This window comes from Chroococcidiopsis sp. TS-821 (assembly GCF_002939305.1).
Taxonomy (GTDB): Bacteria; Cyanobacteriota; Cyanobacteriia; order Cyanobacteriales; family Chroococcidiopsidaceae; genus Chroogloeocystis.
This window is the reverse complement of sequence record NZ_MVDI01000003.1, coordinates 86243-108018: the sequence shown is the minus strand read 5'-3', so window position 1 is coordinate 108018 and position 21776 is coordinate 86243. Positions and strand designations below refer to the sequence as shown.

The 21776-nt window shown below is 43.9% G+C and carries 18 protein-coding genes; 6 read left to right on the top strand and 12 right to left on the bottom strand.

What is annotated here, in order from left to right:
* The first annotated feature begins 40 nt into the window (after window positions 1-40).
* Together B1A85_RS10900 and B1A85_RS10895 are read left to right on the top strand one after the other, a co-directional pair.
* Window positions 41-271, top strand: coding sequence for a hypothetical protein (locus tag B1A85_RS10900; protein ID WP_104546942.1), 231 nt, complete (start codon window positions 41-43; stop codon window positions 269-271).
* A 273-nt stretch (window positions 272-544) separates the two neighbouring features.
* Window positions 545-1291, top strand: coding sequence for a hypothetical protein (locus tag B1A85_RS10895; RefSeq protein WP_104546941.1), 747 nt, complete (start codon window positions 545-547; stop codon window positions 1289-1291).
* 10 nt (window positions 1292-1301) lie between these two features.
* On the opposite strand, the gene B1A85_RS10890 is transcribed toward B1A85_RS10895, so the two are convergent.
* The 5 genes from B1A85_RS10890 to B1A85_RS10870 form a co-directional block, all read right to left on the bottom strand.
* Window positions 1302-2750 carry an alpha/beta fold hydrolase gene (locus B1A85_RS10890; RefSeq protein WP_104546940.1) on the bottom strand — a complete coding sequence of 483 codons (1449 nt, stop codon included), beginning with the start codon at window positions 2748-2750 and terminating at the stop codon, window positions 1302-1304.
* Window positions 2751-3006: 256 nt separating this feature from the next.
* Entirely contained in the window at window positions 3007-3996 is a 990-nt protein-coding gene (locus B1A85_RS10885; RefSeq protein ID WP_104546939.1) for an RNA polymerase sigma factor, RpoD/SigA family, read from the bottom strand.
* A gap of 589 nt (window positions 3997-4585) precedes the next feature.
* On the bottom strand, window positions 4586-6322 hold the full coding sequence (locus tag B1A85_RS10880) for an ATP-binding protein (RefSeq protein ID WP_104546938.1): 1737 nt from the start codon (window positions 6320-6322) through the stop codon (window positions 4586-4588).
* Between the two features lie 238 nt (window positions 6323-6560).
* Window positions 6561-7352 carry a glutathione S-transferase family protein gene (locus tag B1A85_RS10875; protein ID WP_104546937.1) on the bottom strand — a complete coding sequence of 264 codons (792 nt, stop codon included), beginning with the start codon at window positions 7350-7352 and terminating at the stop codon, window positions 6561-6563.
* Window positions 7353-7664: 312 nt separating this feature from the next.
* Window positions 7665-7937: a GlsB/YeaQ/YmgE family stress response membrane protein gene (locus B1A85_RS10870; protein ID WP_104546936.1), complete on the bottom strand. Its 273-nt coding sequence runs from the start codon at window positions 7935-7937 to the stop codon at window positions 7665-7667.
* A 628-nt stretch (window positions 7938-8565) separates the two neighbouring features.
* Here B1A85_RS10870 and B1A85_RS10865 point away from each other — a divergent pair.
* On the top strand, window positions 8566-9258 hold the full coding sequence (locus B1A85_RS10865) for a fasciclin domain-containing protein (protein ID WP_246841392.1): 693 nt from the start codon (window positions 8566-8568) through the stop codon (window positions 9256-9258).
* Between the two features lie 339 nt (window positions 9259-9597).
* Entirely contained in the window at window positions 9598-10788 is a 1191-nt protein-coding gene (locus B1A85_RS10860; RefSeq protein ID WP_210404383.1) for a tetratricopeptide repeat protein, read from the top strand.
* Window positions 10789-11274: 486 nt separating this feature from the next.
* On the opposite strand, the gene ylqF is transcribed toward B1A85_RS10860, so the two are convergent.
* The 3 genes from ylqF to B1A85_RS10845 form a co-directional block, all read right to left on the bottom strand.
* Window positions 11275-12138, bottom strand: coding sequence for a ribosome biogenesis GTPase YlqF (gene ylqF, locus B1A85_RS10855; RefSeq protein WP_104546933.1), 864 nt, complete (start codon window positions 12136-12138; stop codon window positions 11275-11277).
* Between the two features lie 87 nt (window positions 12139-12225).
* The gene (locus B1A85_RS26100; protein WP_104546932.1) at window positions 12226-12393 is read right to left on the bottom strand and encodes a four helix bundle protein; all 168 of its coding nucleotides are present in this window, start codon (window positions 12391-12393) and stop codon (window positions 12226-12228) included.
* Window positions 12394-12564: 171 nt separating this feature from the next.
* Window positions 12565-12975 (bottom strand): universal stress protein, encoded by a 411-nt coding sequence (locus B1A85_RS10845; RefSeq protein WP_104547323.1) that lies wholly within the window; start codon window positions 12973-12975, stop codon window positions 12565-12567.
* 89 nt (window positions 12976-13064) lie between these two features.
* Here B1A85_RS10845 and pgk point away from each other — a divergent pair, with 89 nt between their 5' ends.
* Both pgk and B1A85_RS10835 read left to right on the top strand, forming a co-directional pair.
* Complete coding sequence (gene pgk / locus B1A85_RS10840; protein ID WP_104546931.1) at window positions 13065-14267, top strand: phosphoglycerate kinase; 1203 nt, start codon at window positions 13065-13067, stop codon at window positions 14265-14267.
* 273 nt (window positions 14268-14540) lie between these two features.
* Window positions 14541-14879 carry a hypothetical protein gene (locus tag B1A85_RS10835; protein WP_104546930.1) on the top strand — a complete coding sequence of 113 codons (339 nt, stop codon included), beginning with the start codon at window positions 14541-14543 and terminating at the stop codon, window positions 14877-14879.
* Between the two features lie 149 nt (window positions 14880-15028).
* On the opposite strand, the gene B1A85_RS10830 is transcribed toward B1A85_RS10835, so the two are convergent.
* The 4 genes from B1A85_RS10830 to B1A85_RS10815 all read right to left on the bottom strand — a co-directional run bounded on the left by B1A85_RS10830 (window position 15029) and on the right by B1A85_RS10815 (window position 21589).
* The gene (locus tag B1A85_RS10830) at window positions 15029-17014 is read right to left on the bottom strand and encodes a serine/threonine-protein kinase (RefSeq protein WP_104546929.1); all 1986 of its coding nucleotides are present in this window, start codon (window positions 17012-17014) and stop codon (window positions 15029-15031) included.
* A 216-nt stretch (window positions 17015-17230) separates the two neighbouring features.
* Window positions 17231-18907, bottom strand: a complete 1677-nt coding sequence (locus B1A85_RS10825) for a serine/threonine-protein kinase (protein WP_104546928.1) — start codon at window positions 18905-18907, stop codon at window positions 17231-17233.
* A 524-nt stretch (window positions 18908-19431) separates the two neighbouring features.
* Complete coding sequence (locus B1A85_RS10820; RefSeq protein ID WP_104546927.1) at window positions 19432-19932, bottom strand: type IV pilin-like G/H family protein; 501 nt, start codon at window positions 19930-19932, stop codon at window positions 19432-19434.
* A 340-nt stretch (window positions 19933-20272) separates the two neighbouring features.
* On the bottom strand, window positions 20273-21589 hold the full coding sequence (locus B1A85_RS10815) for a class I SAM-dependent methyltransferase (RefSeq protein ID WP_104546926.1): 1317 nt from the start codon (window positions 21587-21589) through the stop codon (window positions 20273-20275).
* Window positions 21590-21776: the final 187 nt, after the last annotated feature.

Genomic DNA, 21776 nt, shown 5'->3' with positions numbered 1-21776 from the left:
AGAGCTACACTCACTGCTTACTCTTATTGTTCCTGAATTAATGAATGCGCCACCTACAGTAAGAGAGAAATCTCATGCTGTTTTACTTGCAATATGTTTTTATGTGTTCGGCGGCTATAGATGGCTATACGCTGACACAACATATTTACATGGCAACAAGCAACAAGATGCAATCTTCCAGCGCTTGCTTGTGCTAGCGACTGCAAATAGCAACGAGTCGCGCAAGATTTCAACAGTAAAAGCGATCGCAGCTTTACGCAAAGAAGGCTAAAAGTCTTGCACGAGTCGGGGTTTAAGGGGCGAGTTCTTATTCATTATGCGCGCAAGATATCCACTGTAGATTTACCGAAATTTTAGGAGCAATACACGCTAAAAATATTTAATTATCGGCAAAATTTCGCTTGGAACTCTAGCTGAACTAGCGCTAATTTGCTTTTGTAACATTTATTCACTTAAATACGTCAAGCAACCAATTTTGACGGTAAAGTGTCTAATTTAACAAATGAATTTTTTTCATCTTAGCATTGTGTTAGCCTAACTCAAGATGAACAAGCCTCACCAATCGCGCAACATCAGCTTGTTTGCTCAACTTGCTAGCTCGTTACTTGCAGTGCCTGTTCCCACGCTTTTGGGAGGATGGCTGATGACAACGGCGACAACAGCATTAGCTCAAGATATTGCTGTCGTGGATCGCTTACCACCGCCACCACCAGTCCCGATCGCTAACGAGCAGCTGCCACCACCATCCATTTTTGTTCCCCGCGAATTTGATTTTCAAGCACCATCATCGAATACACCACCAGCAGTTAACAATCCTACTCGTGCAAATTTGAACTATTTAGTTTATGTAGATGATGCGAGTTCTCCCACGCTAGCGCAAGTCAAACAACTTGAACCACAAGCTTTTGTGCGGCAGTATAACGGACGTTCTGTCGTTCAAGCCGGAGCATTTGCGCAAAACTCGAATGCTCAGCAACGCGCTCAGGAACTGAAATCGGTCGGAGTAACGGCACGGATTGTGGATTTAAGTACGGGCACTGACACGGCGTTTGTTGGTGATGCGCGCTCGTATTTTGTCGTCATTCCCGCTCGACAAGAAAGTTTACCAGCGATCGCCGAGCAAATTCGGCAACTGCAACAAAATGCTGCCATTGATGTCAGCCAGCGACAACAACCACGAGGATCGCACGTTCGTGTTGGACCCTTTTCTAGTCGGGCTTTAGCCGAACAGTGGAACCAGTTTTTCCTCAATTCTGGCTTAAGCAACGCCCGCGTTTACTATGGGCGCTAAACGTGTAATGCTAACTCGCCAAGGGAAAGCCAGCGGCGAGAATCCAACCAAAAAACAAAGCACTCGCCAGCGCAGAACTCCACACTTCGTCAACCAGCGCTACTACGAATGAGAGAACGGCAATTAAAGGCGGGAATAAGGGTAATAAAAGAAACATAAAACCCAACTGAGGTAGAAAGTTCAACGTTAACAAAAAGCCACCAATTAAAATGGCGCTTTGGGCGAACCACCAACCAAATCGCGCTCGACCACTAATTCCTTGCTGAGCAAGACCTGACGCTAAAAACCAAGGAAGACAGGCAATACTTAAGGGCAACCACAGTTGTAGCCGTGTAGGAATCAACCACCATTGCAACCAAACAACTTGCGCCATCGCACCAAATGCGATCCACAACAAGGCAAACAGCATTAATCCCAATCCCGCCATGCGCCACGTAGGACGCGGTAAACGAGCGAGTAACGCTAGCCAAGTGATACCAGCAACGGCAAACCACAAGCCAACAGCTCCGCCTACCTGTAAGCCACCAAGACTGGTAAGTTCTACACTTTGATTTAACAACGTTAATGCGATCGCGGCAACGAAAGGCGCTAGCAGCAATCCACCCCAACGTTTTACCGAGCGTACTTTTTTTGAGTGAGGTTTGCGCCGCACAATTTTAGAAGCTACAACGCTTAGTAGCAATAACCAGCCAAGGAGATGCAAGCCATACCAACCCATGCGACGATCGACATACTCAGTAGGATTGAACTGGTTAAAAGTTGCATTCAGCCAACGTAATGCAGCTTGATGACTGACATCGTTGAAGAGAATCGTAATATGTTCGGCATTCGGTACGATCGCAAGTTCGCGGGCAGTTCCTGCTGCAAAGTCAAAATTAGTGCCTCCACTCGCAGCTAACAAGCGCTGCGCATTCGCAATAAATCGACCTTCCCAACTACCTGCTTGTAGTTGTAAGTTACGAGGAGCTTGCGACGTCACATCAGCGCCTGTTGGTGAAATGGCGATCGTGGCTGCAAAAGTGTCAACTTGGTCAATGCCCGCAGCCATAACAATACCACTTCCCATCGAATGACCCAAAAGAGCGAGACGCGTGGAATCAACTTCGGGTTGCTCGCGCAGCGCCCTTAACGCCACGTTCAGGTTTTGCTGTAAATCAAAGTGTTGAAATCGGTTGGGGTTTGCACCATGTCCATCGAAGTCCCAGAGCATCGTTGCGTAGCCTGCTCGCGCTAGAACGTGCGCGTAACCCAACATTAATTGCTTTGAGCCTGCATAGCCATGCGCGATCAGAACTCCTGGTACAGCTTGTGCTTGTTGTGGCGCGAGATAAAGTAGAGGAATTCTGTCGCTTTCCATCGCGCGCAGCGTTAGCCCACTCCTAGCGGCGATAATTCCCCACCAGGATAAACTAATGAGCAAGATTGATAAAATTAATAACCACTGCCGCAGGCGTTTCAATCGAGTGCTCCAACGCGAGTAATCTATGGGTTGGTTAGGTCATGCCTAAGCTTGTAATATTGTTTCTTTCACTTTATAGTGTTAAACTCGCCTCGCGTTCAAACGCTGACATAACAGTTAAAACAATCAGAGGAGTAAAAGAAGCTTTTAAATCTAAAATCCCCCTTTTTGGGGGATTCGGGGGGCTTGTCTATACCTCAAACTCAAGCTAGAGGAATTGTCTATACGCCGCAGGTACATAAAGAAAATTAGCCAATTAGCTGGCAATATACTCTTGTACGTTTGCTCGGCGACGGCGTAAGTGTGCCAAAGCTTGATGTTCTAATTGCCGAACTCGCTCGCGGCTAAGGTTCAGACGTTCACCTACTTTGGCTAAAGAAAGTTCGTTACCATCTTCTAAACCAAAGCGCAAACTCAAAACTTCGCGCTGTTGCGGGGTGAGTTCCGCCATTAGATGATCGAGGTCTTGACGCAAGGACTCTTGAGTCATGTAATGCTCTGGAGAAGGTCCTTCATCTTCGAGTAGATCTTGTAACTCAGTATCTTGGTTATCGCCAACGCGAACATCAAGGGATACTGGCTGACGCGCCAAGTTTAGGTACTCGCGAATTTGGCTAGGTTCGAGTTCTAGCTCGCTGGCGATCTCGGCTGGGCTGGGACTGCGACCTAAGCGCTGTGCAAGTTCGCGCTGAATCTTTTTGATTTTGTTCAGCTTTTCAGTAATGTGGATGGGCAAACGAATGGTGCGGGCTTGCTGAGCGATCGCGCGCGTAATTGCTTGGCGAATCCACCAATATGCATACGTGGAGAATTTATAACCGCGTGTAGGATCGAACTTCTCCACTCCGCGCTCAAGTCCCATCGTGCCTTCCTGAATTAAATCCAGGAATTCCATGTTACGCTTTTGGTACTTCTTCGCAATGGCCACGACTAAGCGCAAGTTTGCTTCGATCATCTTTTGCTTGGCACGTTGTCCTCGCCGCACTGTATCTTGTAACTCAGCTTCAGACATTTTCACGTGTGAAGCCCACTCTTGTACGGTTGGCTCGCGGCGTAACTTTTTGGCTAACGCTTCTTTGGCGTCTAATACAGACATCATTTGCTGTACCTGCTTACCATAGATAATCTCTTGCTCGCGAGTAAGCAGTGGTACACGACCGATTTCGCGCAGATAAGTGCGCACCATATCAGCCGTGAAGCGGGTGTTTGTGGTGGTTTCTTCGGTTGGGGTGTTAACAGTGGGCATCGGTGCGTCGTCAACTCCGTAAACAAATTAGATACTTTTTGGCTGGGCAGATGGGGAAAGCGATCGCAAACTGTATATCAGGAACCTTAGCTAAATCTTGGTAGATAAGCATCCTACAGAAGATGTAGAGACGATGCTCCATTGGGGAAGTTTCCCAGTATGCTCAGGCTTGTTACTGTGGTGCCACGCTCGCTTGGCACTTTAGCTGAAAAATCAATCTACTACATCCCATCAAGTTGAAGTCATAATGACTTTGTTTTTTATTGTATGATAAATCTCAGAAAGAGTAAAGGGTAATTAACACTTAAAGCAAAACAAACATTCTAACTCTTATTATGATGACTTAGCCAACGCGGAAATAGGCGTTCGCGAGTAGCGGGATAACCGTACTGAATCTCCAGCGAGATGGAGTGTATTCCGCATAGCTGTAGCTCGTGAAGAGTGATGAGCTTTCGAGAGTTCTATATGTTATCGCAGGAGTCAGGGTTAAGCTCCCTCAGGGAAAGAAACCATTATGAGCTTCTACACTGAGTTGTGAGTTATAAAAGTTGCTTCAACGCACAACTTTCTTCGTTCCTTGCCGTTATCTTTAAAAACCTAAATCAGCTTTTGCTAATTCAGCTGCGGCGAAGACTTCAGAATCAGATTTTTCTTCCCAATCAACGTCTCCGATTTCCGCATAAAATTGGGTATCGTAAGGACGCGTCCGCACCACAACCGGCATAGGGACGGCATGACCAAGGATTAAAGCTTGTTGTTTAGAATCTAATTTTGCCAAAACTGACCGTAGACTTTGGGCGCCAGAAACGCCTGTGAAAATTGCATCTATGTCTTTTTCGTCGTTGAGGAGTGCAGTGATTCTCGTACCGATTTGCGACATGACTTCATTATCAATTCCCGATGGACGCTGATCTACGACCAACAGGGTAACAAAGTATTTGCGCATCTCTCGTGCAATCGTCCCAAAGATCGTTTGTCCGACGACACGAGGATCGAGAAAGCGGTGGGCTTCTTCGATAGTGATCACTAATTGCGTTGGGCGATCGCTTGCATTTTTTGATTGCAAGAATTTCTCAGCTTTGCGGACGTACGCGCGGTGAATTCGCCGCGTAATCATATTCGTGACAAGCATATAAGAAAGCATATCCGACTGCGAGCCGAACTCAACAACAACGTGTTTACCTGCTTCGAGCGACTGCAAGATTTGATCGACGTAGTTGTGCGGACACGCAGAGCGCATATACTTGAGATTTTCCAGGCGCATCAATTTACGTTGCAGTGCCAAAAGTGAACCTTTATGACCCCGCTTTTCATCGCAAAACATCTGAATTTCTTCGTTGGTCATATTTAACAACTGAAGAATCCAAGACTTACCAAATTCACTGAAGAGAATATTGGCATTATCTAAACTCGCTTCTGATAGATTTAACTCTTGTCCGACTAGGCGAATGTCTTCAATTTCGATTTGGTCGTAACTAAGATAAAGTTCTTGCGCGTCGCGTACCCCACGCCGTTTTGTTGATTCAGGATCGAGAGTATACATTTGCACTTGTCCAGGAAACAGTTGGCGCAAGCCTTTGACGGTACTATATTGTTTCCCTTCCGATACAGCTTCCCAACCATACTCCGAGTGCATATCAAAAATTAAGTTAACGGCTGCGCGTTTGCGAATAATTCCAGATAGTAGCAGGCGAGTTAAAAACGATTTTCCAGTACCAGATTTACCAAAAACACCGTTACTGCGTTCGACAAAGCGATCCAAGTCAAGACAAATTGGTACATCCATATCTAACGGCTGACCGATTGCAAAGTTCCGGCGGTGCGGATCGTCTTCCCAGCCGAACACTGCTCGAAAATCCCGCTCTGAAGCTTCGTAAACTTGACTAAAGTGACTCGGAACTGTCTTTACAGGCAAGAGTTCCATATTACTACTGCTTTGCGGCTGAAACGAGGCTAAGGAACTACCGTTACTGCCATTCGTATTATTCAGTCTTCGATCGCCAATTTCCGATCCCCGGTTCCTCACTTCCTCCGGCGTAAACATCAACATCGGGGTCAGGTTAATCGTGCCATAGGTACCACTTCCAGCTAGTACATCTCGTAAGAAATCATCGTTGGGGCTAGGAGGATTAGCAACAATGCGATTGCTCGAAGTCGAGAGCGCGACGTCGGTAAGCATGCAGAAAAAACGCGATCGCACGCCTTCGACAATGAGGAATTTTCCTACCCGCATATCTTCTACAGAAACATCCGGATGCAATCTCACTTCTAACCCTTGGCTGAGTGACCCTTGTGTGACTGACCCTAACGGCTGTCCCGAATTCATAGCATTCCCTGCGATCCTTCCTTATGCAGCCTTATCTTACGTCGGATTTTTCTTTCTGGCTACCGATTTGTTTAGAGAGGTCAGCGCTCTGAGGTTGAGGGTCAGAGGAATTGTATTGAAAAAGCGTAGAACGTAATACACAACACATTATTTTCTACTCGGTCAATCGCCAACACATTCCGCACAAACTTTTGTCTTTTCCTGACCTCTGAACCCCGATCCCTGACCTCTTATACATTTAATCGATTTGAATTGATGTTGGTGCAGAACCAACTGTACTAACTCCTGTTACAGGTTTGCGATACTGGGCATACAGGCGATCGCGCCACTCAAAAAATGGTTGATACGCGATATTGTCCCCTAAACCTGGAATTCCTTTCCCTTTTAATGTCGCTGGTAACTCTAGGTAAGGTCCGTCAGGAAACTTAAGTAGCATTGCTAAGCTTGCAACGGCTAAATCAGCAAGTGTCGGTTGATCTCCAACTAAGTATGGACTCTCCGCAAGTAACAAACACAATGCTTCTAAATCTTGTTTTAAATCTTCTTCTGCGGATTTAACAACATCAGGTCCGTAGCCTACACCAAAACCTAGTACTTTGAGAACATCATTAGGCACAGCTCCTACTAGTGTTTTTACGAGATCGGGAGTTGCCATTGGTAACAGTGACTTACGGAAGTTTTCACTTTGAGCAAGTGCGCCAAATAATGCTTTGCGGCTTTTGATACCAATTGATTCGTCTGCCCATTCTTCAATCAGCAAACACATTGCACGCTGTTTTGGATCGGAGGGAATAATTGGGCGATCGGGATACTTGCGTTCGAGATATTTAGCTATTTGTGTAGAATCTGCAATATATTGGTTACCATCCTTGAGCACGGGAACTTGCCTTTGACCTGTCAACCGAAAAAGCTCTAGCTGTCCTACTCCAGGAGTTACCTCAATTTTGCGATAAGCCAAGCCTTTAAAATCTAGTATTAAACGAACTTTTTCTGAATAGTGCGATAATTCAAATTGGTAAAGTTCTAACATTTTGCTGGCACTCCGTTTTTTCTTCCATCAACAAAACACCTAACATTATAAGTATTTAATTATTAGAAGAATAGTTGTTCGGGGACTTTTTCCATCGTTTTTCAAGATAAAGTCTAAGCTTTCTAGTATTATTTCTAATAACAAAATTTTTTTTATCTTTTGCGATCGCTAGACACCTAGGAGATTTTTATTAGTTTTTGACAATTTTTTCAATTACTTTAGAATATTAGAATATATTGAAACTCCTCTAGTAGGTGCTAGAGGAGTAAAAAAGCCTTTTGTTTTTCAAGTGCGTGTATTGTCTTATGCAGTTTATGCAGTACGACGAGTAATTAAGCCCCAGATGAAGAGAAGGATAATTGCGCCCAAAACGGCAAAGATAATGCTGGGTATTGTAAGCGCACCTACTGCTGCTCCTGCCCCCACTCCACCGAACAAGGTATTACCTAACCAACCCCCGACCAAAGCACCCAGAATACCCAAAATAATTGTTGCTAGGATGCCGCCTCCTTGGTGACCAGGATATATAGCTTTTGCGATCGCGCCTGCTATTAGACCTAGAAGAATCCATGCTAAAAATTCCATTTTTAATTCCTCCTAACCTTCACTTTTTCTCTTCCTTTCACAACTTAGAGTATCAATTGCAACATTCTGTTTACCTCTATCGTAAGTAAGAATCTAAAGTATTAGAATTTTTGTCATGCGCTATTTTTAAATCAAGTCTGCCAAAACAGCTAATTTAATACTTTTATGCTTGCTTAAAAGTTTGCAACTCCAGCCTCAAAACTGCGTAATGTTAAATAAAAGTTTGGTATAGCTAGCATTGATTTTTTATAAACTTGACAAGCTTTTTTCAGAAAATGCTTGTTTAGGTAGCGTCCATAAATTTGTATGATAAATTACTAAACTGAATAATGACTGGTTTATTTAACGATAACGGAAATCTCAACAGCAGTTGATACTCTTGGTTGAGACTATAACCATGCTGAGTCTAAATACTACTGATGCATCAACTAATATCATCACATCGCTACTCTTGAGAGATCCCTCAGCTACTGGTTATCAATCTCTCGTGCATCTCTCTGGTTATGTAGGTTATCTTTGACTTGAATAAGTTGAGTCTTTCTTAAGAAAGATTTGCGTGATAGTGTGGTAAAAACTTTGTAGATTTGAAGTTTAATGATATAAAACTTAAGAATTGAGAATAATACTCATGATGAAAAAGCACACTCAAAGCAATCCATGCAAAAGACTAGTTACCTTACTAGGAATTGTTGGCGCTAGTCTCGCAGCGAGCTTTCCATTAGTTGCACAAGGTCAAGGCGTTCTCAACCCCAGACCGAGTATCTTCAATGAGCCTCCTTATAATCGAACTCCAGGTACAACTCCAGGTACGACACCTCCAGTAACGCCCGCGCCACCAACCGCACCCGCACCAGTAACGCCACCTACAGCACCTACAACACCTCCCCAAGGGGAAACTCCAGGAGCAGCTAACAACATAGTCGCTTTAGCTGCTGCAAATAGTTCTTTCAGAACCTTGACAACAGCATTGCAAGCCGCAGGGTTAACTGAGACTTTGTCAGGAGCCGGACCATTTACTGTCTTTGCACCTACGGACGAAGCTTTTGCAGCTTTACCACAAGACGCACTTCAGGAATTGTTAAGACCAGAAAATCGCCAGCTTTTGGTACAAATCTTAACATATCATGTGGTTCCCGCGCGCGTTCAATCAAACCAACTGCAGCCAGGAGAGGTGAAAACTATTGAAGGTGAAGCAGTCAACGTTAAAACTTCGGCAGATGGGGTAACAGTCAATGATGCGAGAGTTGTTCAGCCAGACATTGAAGCTAGCAATGGCATTATCCACGCGATTGACAGAGTCTTGTTACCGCCTAGTCTTTAATTAAGGCGTAGCAATACCACGCTTTGAGAAAGTAAAAATCTCTCTACAGGTATCTTGTTTGCGTTATGTGGTAACAATTAATTGATGTTTGGGGGTTGAACTCAATCCCCAATTATTTCTGTGATTAGCTTTGCCGTTAATCGTTGTGTAAGTATTATTAGTAGCGATCAAATCAATTTTACAGCTCCTTTATGGTTATAAACTGCAAGGAGCTTTTTTGCTAGTAGATATAAGGTGGAAAGACAAGTTAACAACTATGGGCTGGATAACAACAACTCACTGCTGGCAGCCATACTAAGTTAATATTGCCACATTTGCGATCTGTATGGTGCAAAGAAAATGCAACTGAGTTTGTGCATGATTGTGAAAAATGAAGAACAAACACTACCTCAGTGCCTTAAGAGCGTTCAGGGTGTCGTTGATGAAATTGTTGTTCTAGACACAGGTTCAAGCGATCGCACGCCTGATGTTGCGCAAGAATTCGGTGCAAGGGTTTATACATACGAGTGGTGTAATGACTTTGCTAAAGCACGCAATGAGTCTTTAAAGTATGTCCGCACCGATTGGGTACTTGTGTTAGACGCAGATGAAGTATTAGTCCCAGAGATTATCCCTTCGCTAAAGCAAGCAATCCAACACAATCGCTTTTTGCTAATTAACTTGTTGCGACAAGAAGTCGGTGCAGCCCAATCTCCTTACTCGCAAGTTTCACGCTTATTTCGGCGTCACCCAAATCTTTGCTTTTCGCGTCCATATCACGCGTTAGTCGATGATAGCGTGGCTCGGATTATGAGCAAAGAACCTCAATGGCAAGTTGGTTATTTACCCAATGTGGCAATATGGCACGAAGGATATCAACGCGGTGCGATCGCCCAAAAAAATAAGTTTGCCCAAGCACAAGCCGCAATGGAAAGCTTTTTTACCGCGCATCCCAACGATCCGTATGTATGTAGCAAGCTGGGTGCATTGTACGTTGAAGCGGGTTCTTGGCAGCGAGGAATTGAATTATTAGAGCAAGGACTGAAGTGCAGTGGCTTAAATGCGCAAATTTTATACGAACTGCACTATCACTTAGGAATTGCTTATAGCCGCCTACAACAAATACAAAAAGCGATCGCGCATTATCAAGCAGCTATCGGGTTATCGATTTATCCCTTGCTCAAGCTTGGTGCTTACAACAATTTGGGGAACTTAAAGCGAGCAACAGGCGATCTCAATGGCGCAAAGTTAGCGTATGAAATTGCATTGCAAATCGATCCTAAATTTGCCGCAGGGCATTACAACTTGGGAATGACGCTAAAAGCGATGGGGTTATTGAATGAAGCGATCGCCAAGTATCAGCAAGCGATCGCACTCAATCCAAAATATGCGGAAGCATATCAGAATTTGGGAGTTGTACTGCTCAAACTGGGTAAGTTAAATGATAGTTTAGCGGCTTTTAGACAGGCAATAGCATTACACGAGACACAAAATCCTGTAGAAGCAGATAAACTCCGCCAAGGATTGGCAGAAATGGGGTTTTCTGTGTGAAAGGTCGTTGAATAGAAAGTGACGTTGCACCTGCAGTTTGCATAAGAATCTTCTCATGCAATTCTCACTTAAATTTCATTCAATTGAACTAAATTGAGATATGAGTGAATGTATGGTTAGGAAATACTAAATCGAGTACCTAACAATGAATACATTGGCTTTGGAAACAGGTTCTATGAAATTAGGGTAATTTTTAGGTTTCGGTCTTATCTAGGAAATAAGACCGAAATTTATTTGAATATAAGTAAGTTATATTATTTTCTACGTTTGTTTTTTAGTGCAGTTACTGCTACAAAAACGTAAGCCATATTGCTATATTAAGCGAGCCTGTTCGGTTGCGAATGCTGAGTTTGATTGCAGCGCAGCCATCTAAAGCGGAACGTGGGTCTAGTATTAAATTGTGCCAGAGAAGTTGGCGCTGTTTAATAAACTGCTTAATGTATTTGTGTTAGACATGTATTGTCGGAAATCTTATAGCCGAAAGTTCTAGTCTGGAGGCAACTCTAAACAAATTCTCCCTAAGGCACCTTTACGAAAATCTGTCAATAGCGATCTTGCTGTGCGCTCGACATCACCTTGATAGCGTTGATGTGCCAACGTGTAAATATAAGCTTCACCAGTAAACAAGGCTGGATCGATTTTGTAGCGCTGCTGTAGAGGATCTTCTGGTAATAATTCGGGGGCGGTAGCAGTCAAAAACTTGAGTAGATCGACTAAAGCAGCAGCAACGCGTTGATTGTCATACGATGCATCGCCAATATCATCGCAAATCGCTAATTTAAAAGCAGCTTGTTGGTCGTTCAACTTGGCGGGAATCACCCCAGGAGCATCTAATAATTCTAGTTGATCCGAAATCCGTACCCAGCGTAACTGTCGCGTGACACCAGGACGCGCCGCGCTTTCGACAACTTTGCGCCTCAATAACCGATTGATGAGTGCTGATTTACCAACATTTGGAAAACCAATGACAACCGCCCGTACAGGGCGCGGTAACATTCCGCGATCGCGTCTTTTTTGGTTCACTGCTACCCCCGCAGCTTGTGCGGCTTTCGCTATGGCAATGACACCTTCGCCTTTTTGCGCATTTGTGAAGTACGGTTCTTCTCCTTGGTCTCTAAACCACTGCGTCCACATTCGCTGTGCTTGTGGTTGAATCATGTCAACGCGATTCAAGACCAAAACCCGCATTTTACTTCCTACCCACTCTTTAACTTGCGGGTGATGCGTTGCTAGAGGAATTCGCGCATCACGAACTTCCAGCACGACATCGACAAGCTTGAGCTGTTCTCTAAGTGCTTTTTCAGCTTTGGCAATGTGACCTGGATACCATTGAATAGCGGGAGTTGTCATTTTTAGCGATTAGCGGTTAGCTGTTAGCCATTAGCAATTACTAGACAATAAGCCTTTAGATGAATGAATTTCACAATTTGCTTTAATTCATTTAGGGCTTTTTAGTAATTGAAGATCTCTAACCAGAAGTAGGTAGGACTCTAGCTCACTAGCTGATCCCACAGAGATTTGCAAGAAGCGAGCTAATTCTGCTTTTCCTTTGCTACCACATCCTTCCGCAATATTAGCAGGAATTGAAACGCAAGCTCGACACATTTGGCTTGTCAATTCGTACAATATCCTCTTTAGCGAAGGTTCGCGGCGCTTAGTAAACTGCTAGCGTAAGAGCGCGTGTTTCCCATACTTTTTACTGTCTAAAGTTTGTCAAAATAAATTACATCTAGAGAAATAAAGTGCTAATAGCTAATTGCTAACCGCTAATCGCTTTTAAGGCACAATCAATACAGGACAGGGAGAAAGATTGATCACGCGATTAGTCACGCTGTCACTGACACCTTCTTCAGTTAGTCCTAGTCCTCGACAACCCATAATAATTAAATTTGCCTCAATTTCATCCGCTACATCACAGATAACAAACGCCGGCTTACCCTCGCGTTCGATTGTTTCAGCTTGGATACCCTGTTCTAGAAAAAGTGATTGTGCATTCTTAAGCAGCTGTGCTACAGCATCAGGTGACGCCATCATGTCAGCCCCAGGTTCGTTTTCTGAATCCGCAGATTCGACGACTGATAGCAGTACCAAGCGACTATCATACTTTTTCACGACATCAGCAACAACTTCAGCCGCTTCTCTAGCATCTCGACTTTGATCGATCGGAAATAAAACAGTCTTAAACATTGCAGGCATCGTTGATACCCCGACTCCGGTAAAATGTGGACGGCGCTTAATAATTAATTAAGAATCCAGTCAGGAGGAACTTGTCAATTATGTCCAAAAAAACTTTAGCAAATTTATCAGCTTCAGACTTATCAGGTAAGCGTGCATTAGTGCGGGTGGACTTTAATGTTCCGTTGGATGACCAAGGAAATATCACTGATGATACTCGAATTCGGGCAGCACTGCCGACAATTCAAGATTTGATGCAAAAAGGCGCTAAGGTCATTTTAGCTAGCCATTTTGGACGTCCCAAAGGTGTTGATGACAAGCTGCGTCTGACTCCTGTTGCTAAACGTCTTTCGGAATTACTCGGTCAAGAAGTCATCAAATGCGATGACTGCATCGGTGACGAAGTTGCGAGTAAAGTATCAGGAATGCAAAATGGTCAGGTACTGTTGCTCGAAAATGTTCGCTTCCACAAAGAAGAGGAGAAAAACGACCCTGAATTTGCCAAACAGCTAGCAGCCAATGCGGATGTGTATGTCAATGATGCGTTTGGTACAGCCCACCGCGCTCATGCTTCGACCGAAGGCGTGACGCACTATCTTAGCCCTTGTGTTGCTGGATACTTGATTGAAAAAGAGTTGCAGTACCTACAAAGTGCGATTGAAAATCCCGAACGTCCTTTAGCAGCGATTATTGGTGGTTCTAAAGTTTCTAGCAAAATTGGTGTAATTGAGACCCTGTTAGAAAAGTGCGACAAGCTGATTTTGGGTGGTGGGATGATTTTCACCTTCTACAAAGCACGTGGATTGAATGTCGGTAAATCATTAGTAGAAGACGACAAGCTAGAACTTGCTAAATCTTTAGAAGCTAAGGCAAAAGAACGCGGCGTGCAAATGCTATTGCCTACTGATGTTGTTGTTGCTGATAAATTTGCAGCAGATGCGAACGCGCAAACTGTAAGTGTTGAAAACATCCCTGACGATGGTATGGGATTAGATATTGGACCTGACTCAATCGAGATGTTCCAAAACGCGCTTGCTGATTGCAAAACAGTCATTTGGAATGGTCCAATGGGCGTCTTTGAGTTTGATAAGTTCGCTGTAGGAACCGAAGCGATCGCGCGGACACTTGCCGATCTCACCAAGCAAGGTGTTACGACAATTATCGGTGGTGGTGACTCGGTTGCAGCTGTTGAGAAAGTAGGTGTTGCCGATCAAATGAGCCATATTTCGACGGGTGGCGGGGCTAGCTTAGAGTTACTTGAAGGCAAAGAACTTCCTGGTATTGCTGCTTTGGATGAAGCGTAAGTAGGAGTGAGGGACGACGAGGGGTGAAGGATGAGTGGTTGGTGACTGCTAGTTAGTGGGAGTTAGGAGTGATTAACTGTAACTAAATTTCCCCGCGTCCTCGCGTCTCCTTATCCCTCTATCTTTTCAGCTCCCTCTGCTCCTCTGCTCTAATTCTCCCTCCAGGTAGAAGGCACAGGATAATGCTGCCACGTAGGATGCAATTCAGCTTGGGATTTATAAAGTGTGCCAGTCATTTTTACAAGCATCATAAAAAAGTGAGGAAAAGTTTATATGCAACGGATTTTTGCTGTGTTGAAGCAAGCATTGCGTCAGAGCCTAGTCATCGTAGGGTTAGTGAGTTTGATGAGTGTGTCGTGTCTGCTGGTTTTTGCAACTCAGCCGAGTATGGCTGCTAATGAGCCTATGATGCAACAGGAAACAATGGATCGAAGTACGCCAGAAGCTGTAAGTACGCGCGAACAAGCTTACGAAGAACAAATCCAAGCAGCAGAAGATCCAGAAAAAGTTTATGAAGAAAATGTTAAAAACGCTGGACAAAGCGAAGGCATTGTGGAAAAAGCCTTAGAAGGCGCGAAAGAAGCAGTCACTAAAGTAACTGGTAACGAGTAGTTTAAGGGCGAGGGGTGAAGAGAGTGACTAGTAACTAGTTTTGAGTGATAAGTATAGAAGACAATTCGCCTCTGCTACCCCCTTTGCCCGCGCCAGTTGCTCTCACGCACGGACACCTTTGCACCGCACTGGCTCCTGAAGCTTCCTTGCTAATCAGCGATAATTTGAAGTAGATAATCAACTGGTGCTGACGCAGTCGAAACCACAACAAACTCGTAGTAACCTGTTTCTGGTAATTTACCAGACCAAGTGCGATCGCTTGAATCTTCGAGCAAAACTGTACTACCGGTAGGAGAGTACGCTGAAATTAAAACACGGGGCTCGGCTTCAAGGTTGAGTTGCATCAGCTGATCTTTCGTTAACTGTGCGATATAAGCCTTACCTTCACCTGGTTGTAAATTTCCGCGAACTTGTTGAATTGTGTTTTCTTGGGTAAACGCGATCTTTTCATAACCACTACCTGAGACTAGGCGTTGTACTTTATCAGTTGCAATCCCGTGCCATACTTGACCAATCGGCTGGTTAATAAAGTTCTGACCTTTGTATTGTGGAAACAAGTGAAAAAAGGTAGCATCTGTCAAGTCATACAAAGTACGACTGCTGAGGTTTAGCTTGTTGACAGAAACTTTCCAGCGATCGCGATCCGCAGCCCGATATTTTCCTAATTGTTGGCGGGCTTCTGGGCTTAATGCTTGCAGTTTATTGAGGACTTCTGCGGCAATACTATCCCACTCGCTGCGTAACGCTGCATCTGCAGGGCTACTACTGAGGGTTTTACCGCGCTGTTCAGGGCGTTCTTCCCAAAATAACTGATTGACTAAAGCATTGTAAAAGCTGTCATTAATTCCCAGTTGTTGGCGGCGATCGCGTAATTGATTTTTGCGATTTTGTTCGACTGTGGAATATTGCGGTGTAGGTGTTGGTGCGGCTATGGGGGAAATAGTTGGTATTACTTCTGGCATACTCGCCATGCGCGAATGCAACCACAATCTTGTTCCCCACCAACTTAAGCCTGCTGTTGCCATCAACAACAATCCGATGCCAAAAACTTTCCCTACACTCAAGCTGTGACTGCGCGCATAATAACTTGCACTCGCAGGTTGTAATTGCCACGACGACGTTGCAGAAGCAGCATTTGTGACTGGAGGCTTTGTCACGATTGTTGGCGGTACTTGTGGTGCAGGTTGTTTGGGTACGCTGCGATTTAAGGCTTGCAAAACTTGGCGTGCGGATGGATAGCGATCGCTTGCTCTGGGCACGAGCATTTTATCTAAAATATTCCCCAACTGGGGGCTGAGGTTAATTTCGCGTCGCCAGTTCCACTCTAATGTTTGCTCGTCAATTAAATCTTGTGGTTCTTTACCTGTGAGTAATACGAGTGCAGTTGCAGCTAAAGCATATAAATCACTTTGGAAAGAGACAACTCCAGAAAAGATTTGTTCTGGTGGTGCATAGCCAATTTTGCCGACGCGAGTCACTGGCAATACTGTAGCATGAGGATCGGCAGGGCTAAACTGAGAAACAATTGAAGCTGCTACTTGTTTAACACCACCAAAATCGATGAGTACAGGTAAATAATCCGCATCGCGCAAGATGATATTTTCTGGTGAAATATCGCGATGGATAACTCCGAGCGAGTGGATATAATCTAAAACTGGCAAGAGTTGTTGTAGTAGCTGTGTAACTTCGGTTTCGTTAAACTGTAAACCTTGCTGTTTGCGGGTATTTAATAATTGGCGATAGCTCGCACCTGCAACATAATCTTGGACTAAAAGTAAATGTTTCTTACCCTCTAAACTGGCTTGAAAAAGTTCGCGAAATTTAGGAATTTGCGGATGTTGTAATTTGTAAAGAGTTCCGGCTTCGCGTTGAAACAATTGTTGCCCTTTTTGCAAAGCATAGGTTCCCTGTACTTGGGGCGCAAATTCTTTTAAAACACACAGTTCATTAAAGCGATTAATATCTTCGGCGAGATAAGTACGTCCAAAGCCCCCTTGCCCCAATTGGCGGATAATTCGGTAGCGATCGCCTATAATTCCTGGCTGTGTATTACTTGCCTCCACTAGCTTTTCGCCGCACTCAAGACAATAGCGACTGCGATCTGGATTTTCGTGTCCTTTGGAGCAGTACATCATACCGTTTTTCAAGGTTGATATAGTAGGGGTCAGAGGTCAGGGGTCGAGGTTAAACTCTACTAAGGCTATACATATAGGCAACAGGGGAAGCAAGGGAGCAGACAAGGCAGAGGAGAAGTTGTTTGTTAATCTTTAACTTAGTGAAATGGTACGATAATGCAAGGATTGAAATGAATATTTCATTTTTGGCTTGCGCCGACATTCAAAGTCTAGCTGTTATTTACTAGCCTGTTTGCGCTGCTGCACCTGGTCGGCAGCGATTGCGTACCATACTTGACCTAATGTATTAAGTTTAAGTTTCTTTCCGCGTTCTTCGGGAAAGAGGCGATAAAATTTTTGATTTGTTTGTTGAGTTAATTCATTGCTGGTATAGTTCCCTAACAGCCCTTGATTTGCTTGCTGCTGCCAAGTTGTGTAGTCTTGTTCGTTGTAACTTCCAAGGCGGCGTCGGATTGCTGGCGAAAGTTCAGCTTGTTCTAGTTTATCGAGCATTTGCTCTGCAATTCTAAACCAATTGTCGCGTAATGCGGCGTCTTGAGCATCAGATTTCAAGCTTCGTCCATTTAACTCAGGATGTTGGCGATGGAAAGAATCATCTACTAAACCAATAAAAAAAGCCTCTCGAATTTGTAAAGCTTGGCGACGGCTGACGATGTTTTGCAGCCTAGTTGCTGTATTAGTACTGGTTGGCGATCGCTGTGCTGTCGGGTTCGATAGCGGTATCTGCAAAAGAGAATTTGCCAATACCCATGCACTGGTTACCGTCAATCCAACTGCGCTTAAGGTCGTTGCTTTCATCAGCATAGGACGCACCCAACCCAAGTTTAACTGCATTTGTTTGTTAGTACGCGCAGCAATGACCTGAGTGCCTGTAGAGTGTGTTTTAATCTCTTGTGATGCAGGATTGCGTGTCGGTTCGGGCTTACGTCCCAAGACATTAATCGTTCGTAGTTGCGAAATATTAAGCGTTGGTATCTTTAGTGATGGAGTTTGTAAGGCTTGTAAGACTTCCTCGGCGTTGGCATAGCGATCGCCTGGCTTATACGCCAACATTTTATGCAATACCGCTTCTAGCTGCGGACTGATATTAATTTCTTTCCGCCATTGCCAAGTACCTTTGTAGCTATCGTACAAGTCTTGCGGTTCTTTACCCGTCAGCAATACTAATGCTGTCACCGCCAGCGCGTACAAGTCGCTATTATGATACACTTTGCCCTGACGCATTTGCTCCTCTGGGGCGTAGCCTTGTTTACCTATTAAAGTCGGCATCCCCAATCCTGTAAATTGAGAAACGACAGTTGCCGCAACTTGTTTCACGCCACCAAAGTCGATCAAAACTGGCATTTGGTCGCTATTTCGCAGAATGATGTTATCTGGGGCAATATCGCGATGTACGACGCCCTGTGCGTGTATATAAGATAAGACAGGTAATAATTTACACAAGAGTTGTCGAACTTCTGCTTCTGAGAAAGAACCGCGCGATCGCAGTAAGTCGTAGTAGGTGTCTCCTTCGATGTAGTCTTGTGCCAAAAACAAGCAATTTATACCAGCTTTTGTCTCTGCTTGAAAAAATTCTAGAAAACGCGGTAGTTGCGGATGCTTGAGATTGTATAGCGCTCCTGCTTCGCGCTCAAATAATTCTTTTGCTTTTTCAAGTTCGCGATCGTTTTGTACCTGTGGCGCGAATTCTTTGAGGACACAACGCTCGTTGAAGCGATGCAAATTTTCTGCTAAGTAAGTACGTCCAAAGCCACCAGAGGCTAACTGACGCACAAGACGATAGCGCTTTTCTAAAACTTCTCCCGCAGCTAGCCACAATGGTTCGCCACACTCAATACAAAAGCGGCTACCTTTTTGGTTTTTGTGTCCTTGATTGCAGTATAGAGACGTCATATTAGAGCATAAATTAACGCTGTTTGGCAGGAATAGCAATACCTAGCATAAAGGTATTAGTAATTTTTAATACAATTAATACAACGGCGACAAGAATCAAGAAAATACTACACTATTCGCAGACAAGCTTTTTCCTCATCTTCTCCACTCGAATAGGAAAACAGTACGCCCTTGGAAGTGTCCCCTGCCTGTAGCATCTGATGCGATCTTAAGGGGCAAGAAGCCGCCTAAGCTGAAAAATAGAAACATTCCGGCATTCGTACCAGAATATTTACCACTTTTTCTACCCTTACTATGTCAGAACGTGTTATTTGCTAATTTTGGATGAAAGAATTTATATCCAGGTACGATCGCATAATAGTGGTGCGCTATGCGTTGATTACCTATACTGCCAGAAATAGGAGTGCCATGTGGCTTTGAAAGATGTGGTACGAAAGTGCGACCGCATATTGAAGCGTCGTCAGGTTTTTCCTACAGTAAGTCATCGATAAGAGTGCGATCGCCATCTGTACGCCAAAATGAACTTATTGCATTCGCTGCGAACCATTCGCACAAGCATTCGCACTCATTGGCGCGTTTATCGGTGTGTTTCCTGCACTATTTGCTTCACACAAGATTGCTACAGTTGTCAGATTATTTGCCGACTTAAAAACACCGCCCGCATAACTTTTCAAATCTGCTTGCTGTGCCGTTGCCAAGTTCGCCACTTGATTGATGAAATCGTTACCACTCACCACGTAGTTATAACTAACGCTATTGACCACGCCTACACTTAACTTATTCACATCGTCTGCAAATATTTGGTTTTCTAAATAATAAGCTTGCTGCGCTCGGTTCAAAGCACCCGTACTATTTTTTGCTTCCGATTGCCGAGTTTTCGCTGCTTGACTCAGAAACGATGGCATTGCAATAGCAGAGAGAATACCAATAATAATAATAACTACCAGCATCTCAATGAGCGTGAAACCTTCTTCGTTTTTTCTATCCCTCCGGTCTAGAAATTGGGCTTTAAGTTGTGTATTCATAGTAGTTTTAGCTATAGAGTGGGGAAAATGTTTTGTTAGTAACTAGACTTAGCTTGCCCACTCATCGAGGTTTTCATATATCCAACTATCAAAAATTCATCTTCAACGTCTACCTTTAAATGCTGAATTAGATTGACTAATTTGATGGTTTGACATCAAGGTAGAATATATAGATAGTTGAATCATTGGTATTTTGGAATCCTCAATAAAATCCAATAACTTTTCTCGCATTAGATTAAATTGTATGAGGAGTATGAGGAATTACTCCAACGGTTGTGAGATGAGAAATATACGATCGCACAACACATTCATCTCATGCGATCGCTCATAAAAAACAACTTTACCGTTCAACCAGAACATAACCGCGACTTTCCAAGCCAATGAGCGCGTTACTCAGCACTTCTAAAGCTTCATTGGTGCTGAATGGCTCTAGCGTTGCCAAATTCACAGGGCGTATTTTCTGCCAATGTGCCACAAGCGATCGCATCGGTTGCGGTGCTTCCCACAAAGGTAACAAACAAGCGGCAACTGTACTATCTATCGATACGTGTTTTTCTGGAATTGGTAAGTACTGGCTAATTTCAAACGTGTTTAACTGCGCGATCGCATCTATAAGTTCTCGTTTAATTTCCGGTGTTCTTAGCTGTGGTACAAGATGAACTTGTGCAGTTTCCCAATCAGATAACGTCCACTCGACAACCGGAACAACATTTTGACTTTGCTGCGGATGACCACACCAAAAGTCTAACAAGCGATGAACCGGATGCAACAACTCAAATAAAGTAAGTTGTTCTTCTACGCTAATTTCCGGTAAACTCATTGCTAAAAAGACTGGGAGATCGTCGGGTTCTTTAAATAACTCCATCAAATTCCATTGCCGCCAATTTACCATGCTGATAAACTCAAGCTCAGCCTTCCGAATTGCGGCAAATGTCTCAGGGATTGTGTAGCCTTTGTCTCCCTGAAATAGTAGATTCATTAAAATTCGTTCTGGATCGGCTGCGAGCGCAGGACTCCAAGTCAAAGCTTTGAGCTTTACTTGATCTTTTAATGCATTCATTGTGTCTCGTACCAAGTCAATCTCTAACTCTTCGGGATTTTCATCCATCAACCCCATCATTTTGAAGACTTCTTGGGCGCGGTAGTAGTAAGTGCGTTGCAGCGAACTATGTAGATTAGCGCGAATAATGCCATCCTGCTTGAGAACCGACTTCATCGCCTGTAAGCCAACTGCTGGTTCACTCAACAAATACAACACATCATCGCAGTTAATATAGTCAAATTGCAAACCTAAACTCGGTAAGTCTTCAATTCTGCATACATAAAACTCTGCATTGTCAAAGCCGTGATATTGCAATCGTTGTTTCGCAAGTTCAATTGAGTTTGCAGAGATGTCTATACCAACAATTTTTGCCCCTGGATTGGCTTCCGCTAAAATCAGTGACTTATAACCAGAGCCACACCCTGCATCTAAAATTAACTTACCCTCAGTACGAATAATTTTTTGATTGCGCAAGTAATACGCATTTACCAAACTATGGATATATAGCGCCATAGCATCATTCTTCGGCGACCTCTCTAATGGAATTCTCGGATAAGGTCCGGTATCAAACTGCTGCCGAATCTTCTCACTTATTTCAGTTAAAATCTGAGTCATATTCTGCAATTCCTACTGCTAACCGCAACTGAGGCAAGCCCTACTTCACCTCAATTGCTAATATGCCCAGATCTGACAAAAATCTTACAAGCGCAAAGGTTCTATTTATTGATATATTTGCGATCGCCTCTCATTCTCTGAGATGGATCTACAAGATATCCTTATTACCTCAATCTCGATTGAAAAT

Coding starts and splice junctions, on each gene's coding strand:
- B1A85_RS10870 (WP_104546936.1), bottom strand. CDS start 7,937: ATGGAATTTTTAGCATGGATTCTTCTAGGTCTAATAGCAGGCGCGATC.
- B1A85_RS10845 (WP_104547323.1), bottom strand. CDS start 12,975: ATGTTTAAGACTGTTTTATTTCCGATCGATCAAAGTCGAGATGCTAGA.
- B1A85_RS10865 (WP_246841392.1), top strand. CDS start 8,566: ATGATGAAAAAGCACACTCAAAGCAATCCATGCAAAAGACTAGTTACC.
- B1A85_RS10820 (WP_104546927.1), bottom strand. CDS start 19,932: ATGAATACACAACTTAAAGCCCAATTTCTAGACCGGAGGGATAGAAAA.
- B1A85_RS10860 (WP_210404383.1), top strand. CDS start 9,598: ATGCAACTGAGTTTGTGCATGATTGTGAAAAATGAAGAACAAACACTA.
- ylqF (WP_104546933.1), bottom strand. CDS start 12,138: ATGACAACTCCCGCTATTCAATGGTATCCAGGTCACATTGCCAAAGCT.
- B1A85_RS10875 (WP_104546937.1), bottom strand. CDS start 7,352: ATGTTAGAACTTTACCAATTTGAATTATCGCACTATTCAGAAAAAGTT.
- B1A85_RS10885 (WP_104546939.1), bottom strand. CDS start 3,996: ATGCCCACTGTTAACACCCCAACCGAAGAAACCACCACAAACACCCGC.
- pgk (WP_104546931.1), top strand. CDS start 13,065: ATGTCCAAAAAAACTTTAGCAAATTTATCAGCTTCAGACTTATCAGGT.
- B1A85_RS10900 (WP_104546942.1), top strand. CDS start 41: ATGAATGCGCCACCTACAGTAAGAGAGAAATCTCATGCTGTTTTACTT.
- B1A85_RS10815 (WP_104546926.1), bottom strand. CDS start 21,589: ATGACTCAGATTTTAACTGAAATAAGTGAGAAGATTCGGCAGCAGTTT.
- B1A85_RS10835 (WP_104546930.1), top strand. CDS start 14,541: ATGCAACGGATTTTTGCTGTGTTGAAGCAAGCATTGCGTCAGAGCCTA.
- B1A85_RS10825 (WP_104546928.1), bottom strand. CDS start 18,907: ATGACGTCTCTATACTGCAATCAAGGACACAAAAACCAAAAAGGTAGC.
- B1A85_RS26100 (WP_104546932.1), bottom strand. CDS start 12,393: ATGTGTCGAGCTTGCGTTTCAATTCCTGCTAATATTGCGGAAGGATGT.
- B1A85_RS10830 (WP_104546929.1), bottom strand. CDS start 17,014: ATGATGTACTGCTCCAAAGGACACGAAAATCCAGATCGCAGTCGCTAT.
- B1A85_RS10895 (WP_104546941.1), top strand. CDS start 545: ATGAACAAGCCTCACCAATCGCGCAACATCAGCTTGTTTGCTCAACTT.
- B1A85_RS10880 (WP_104546938.1), bottom strand. CDS start 6,322: ATGAATTCGGGACAGCCGTTAGGGTCAGTCACACAAGGGTCACTCAGC.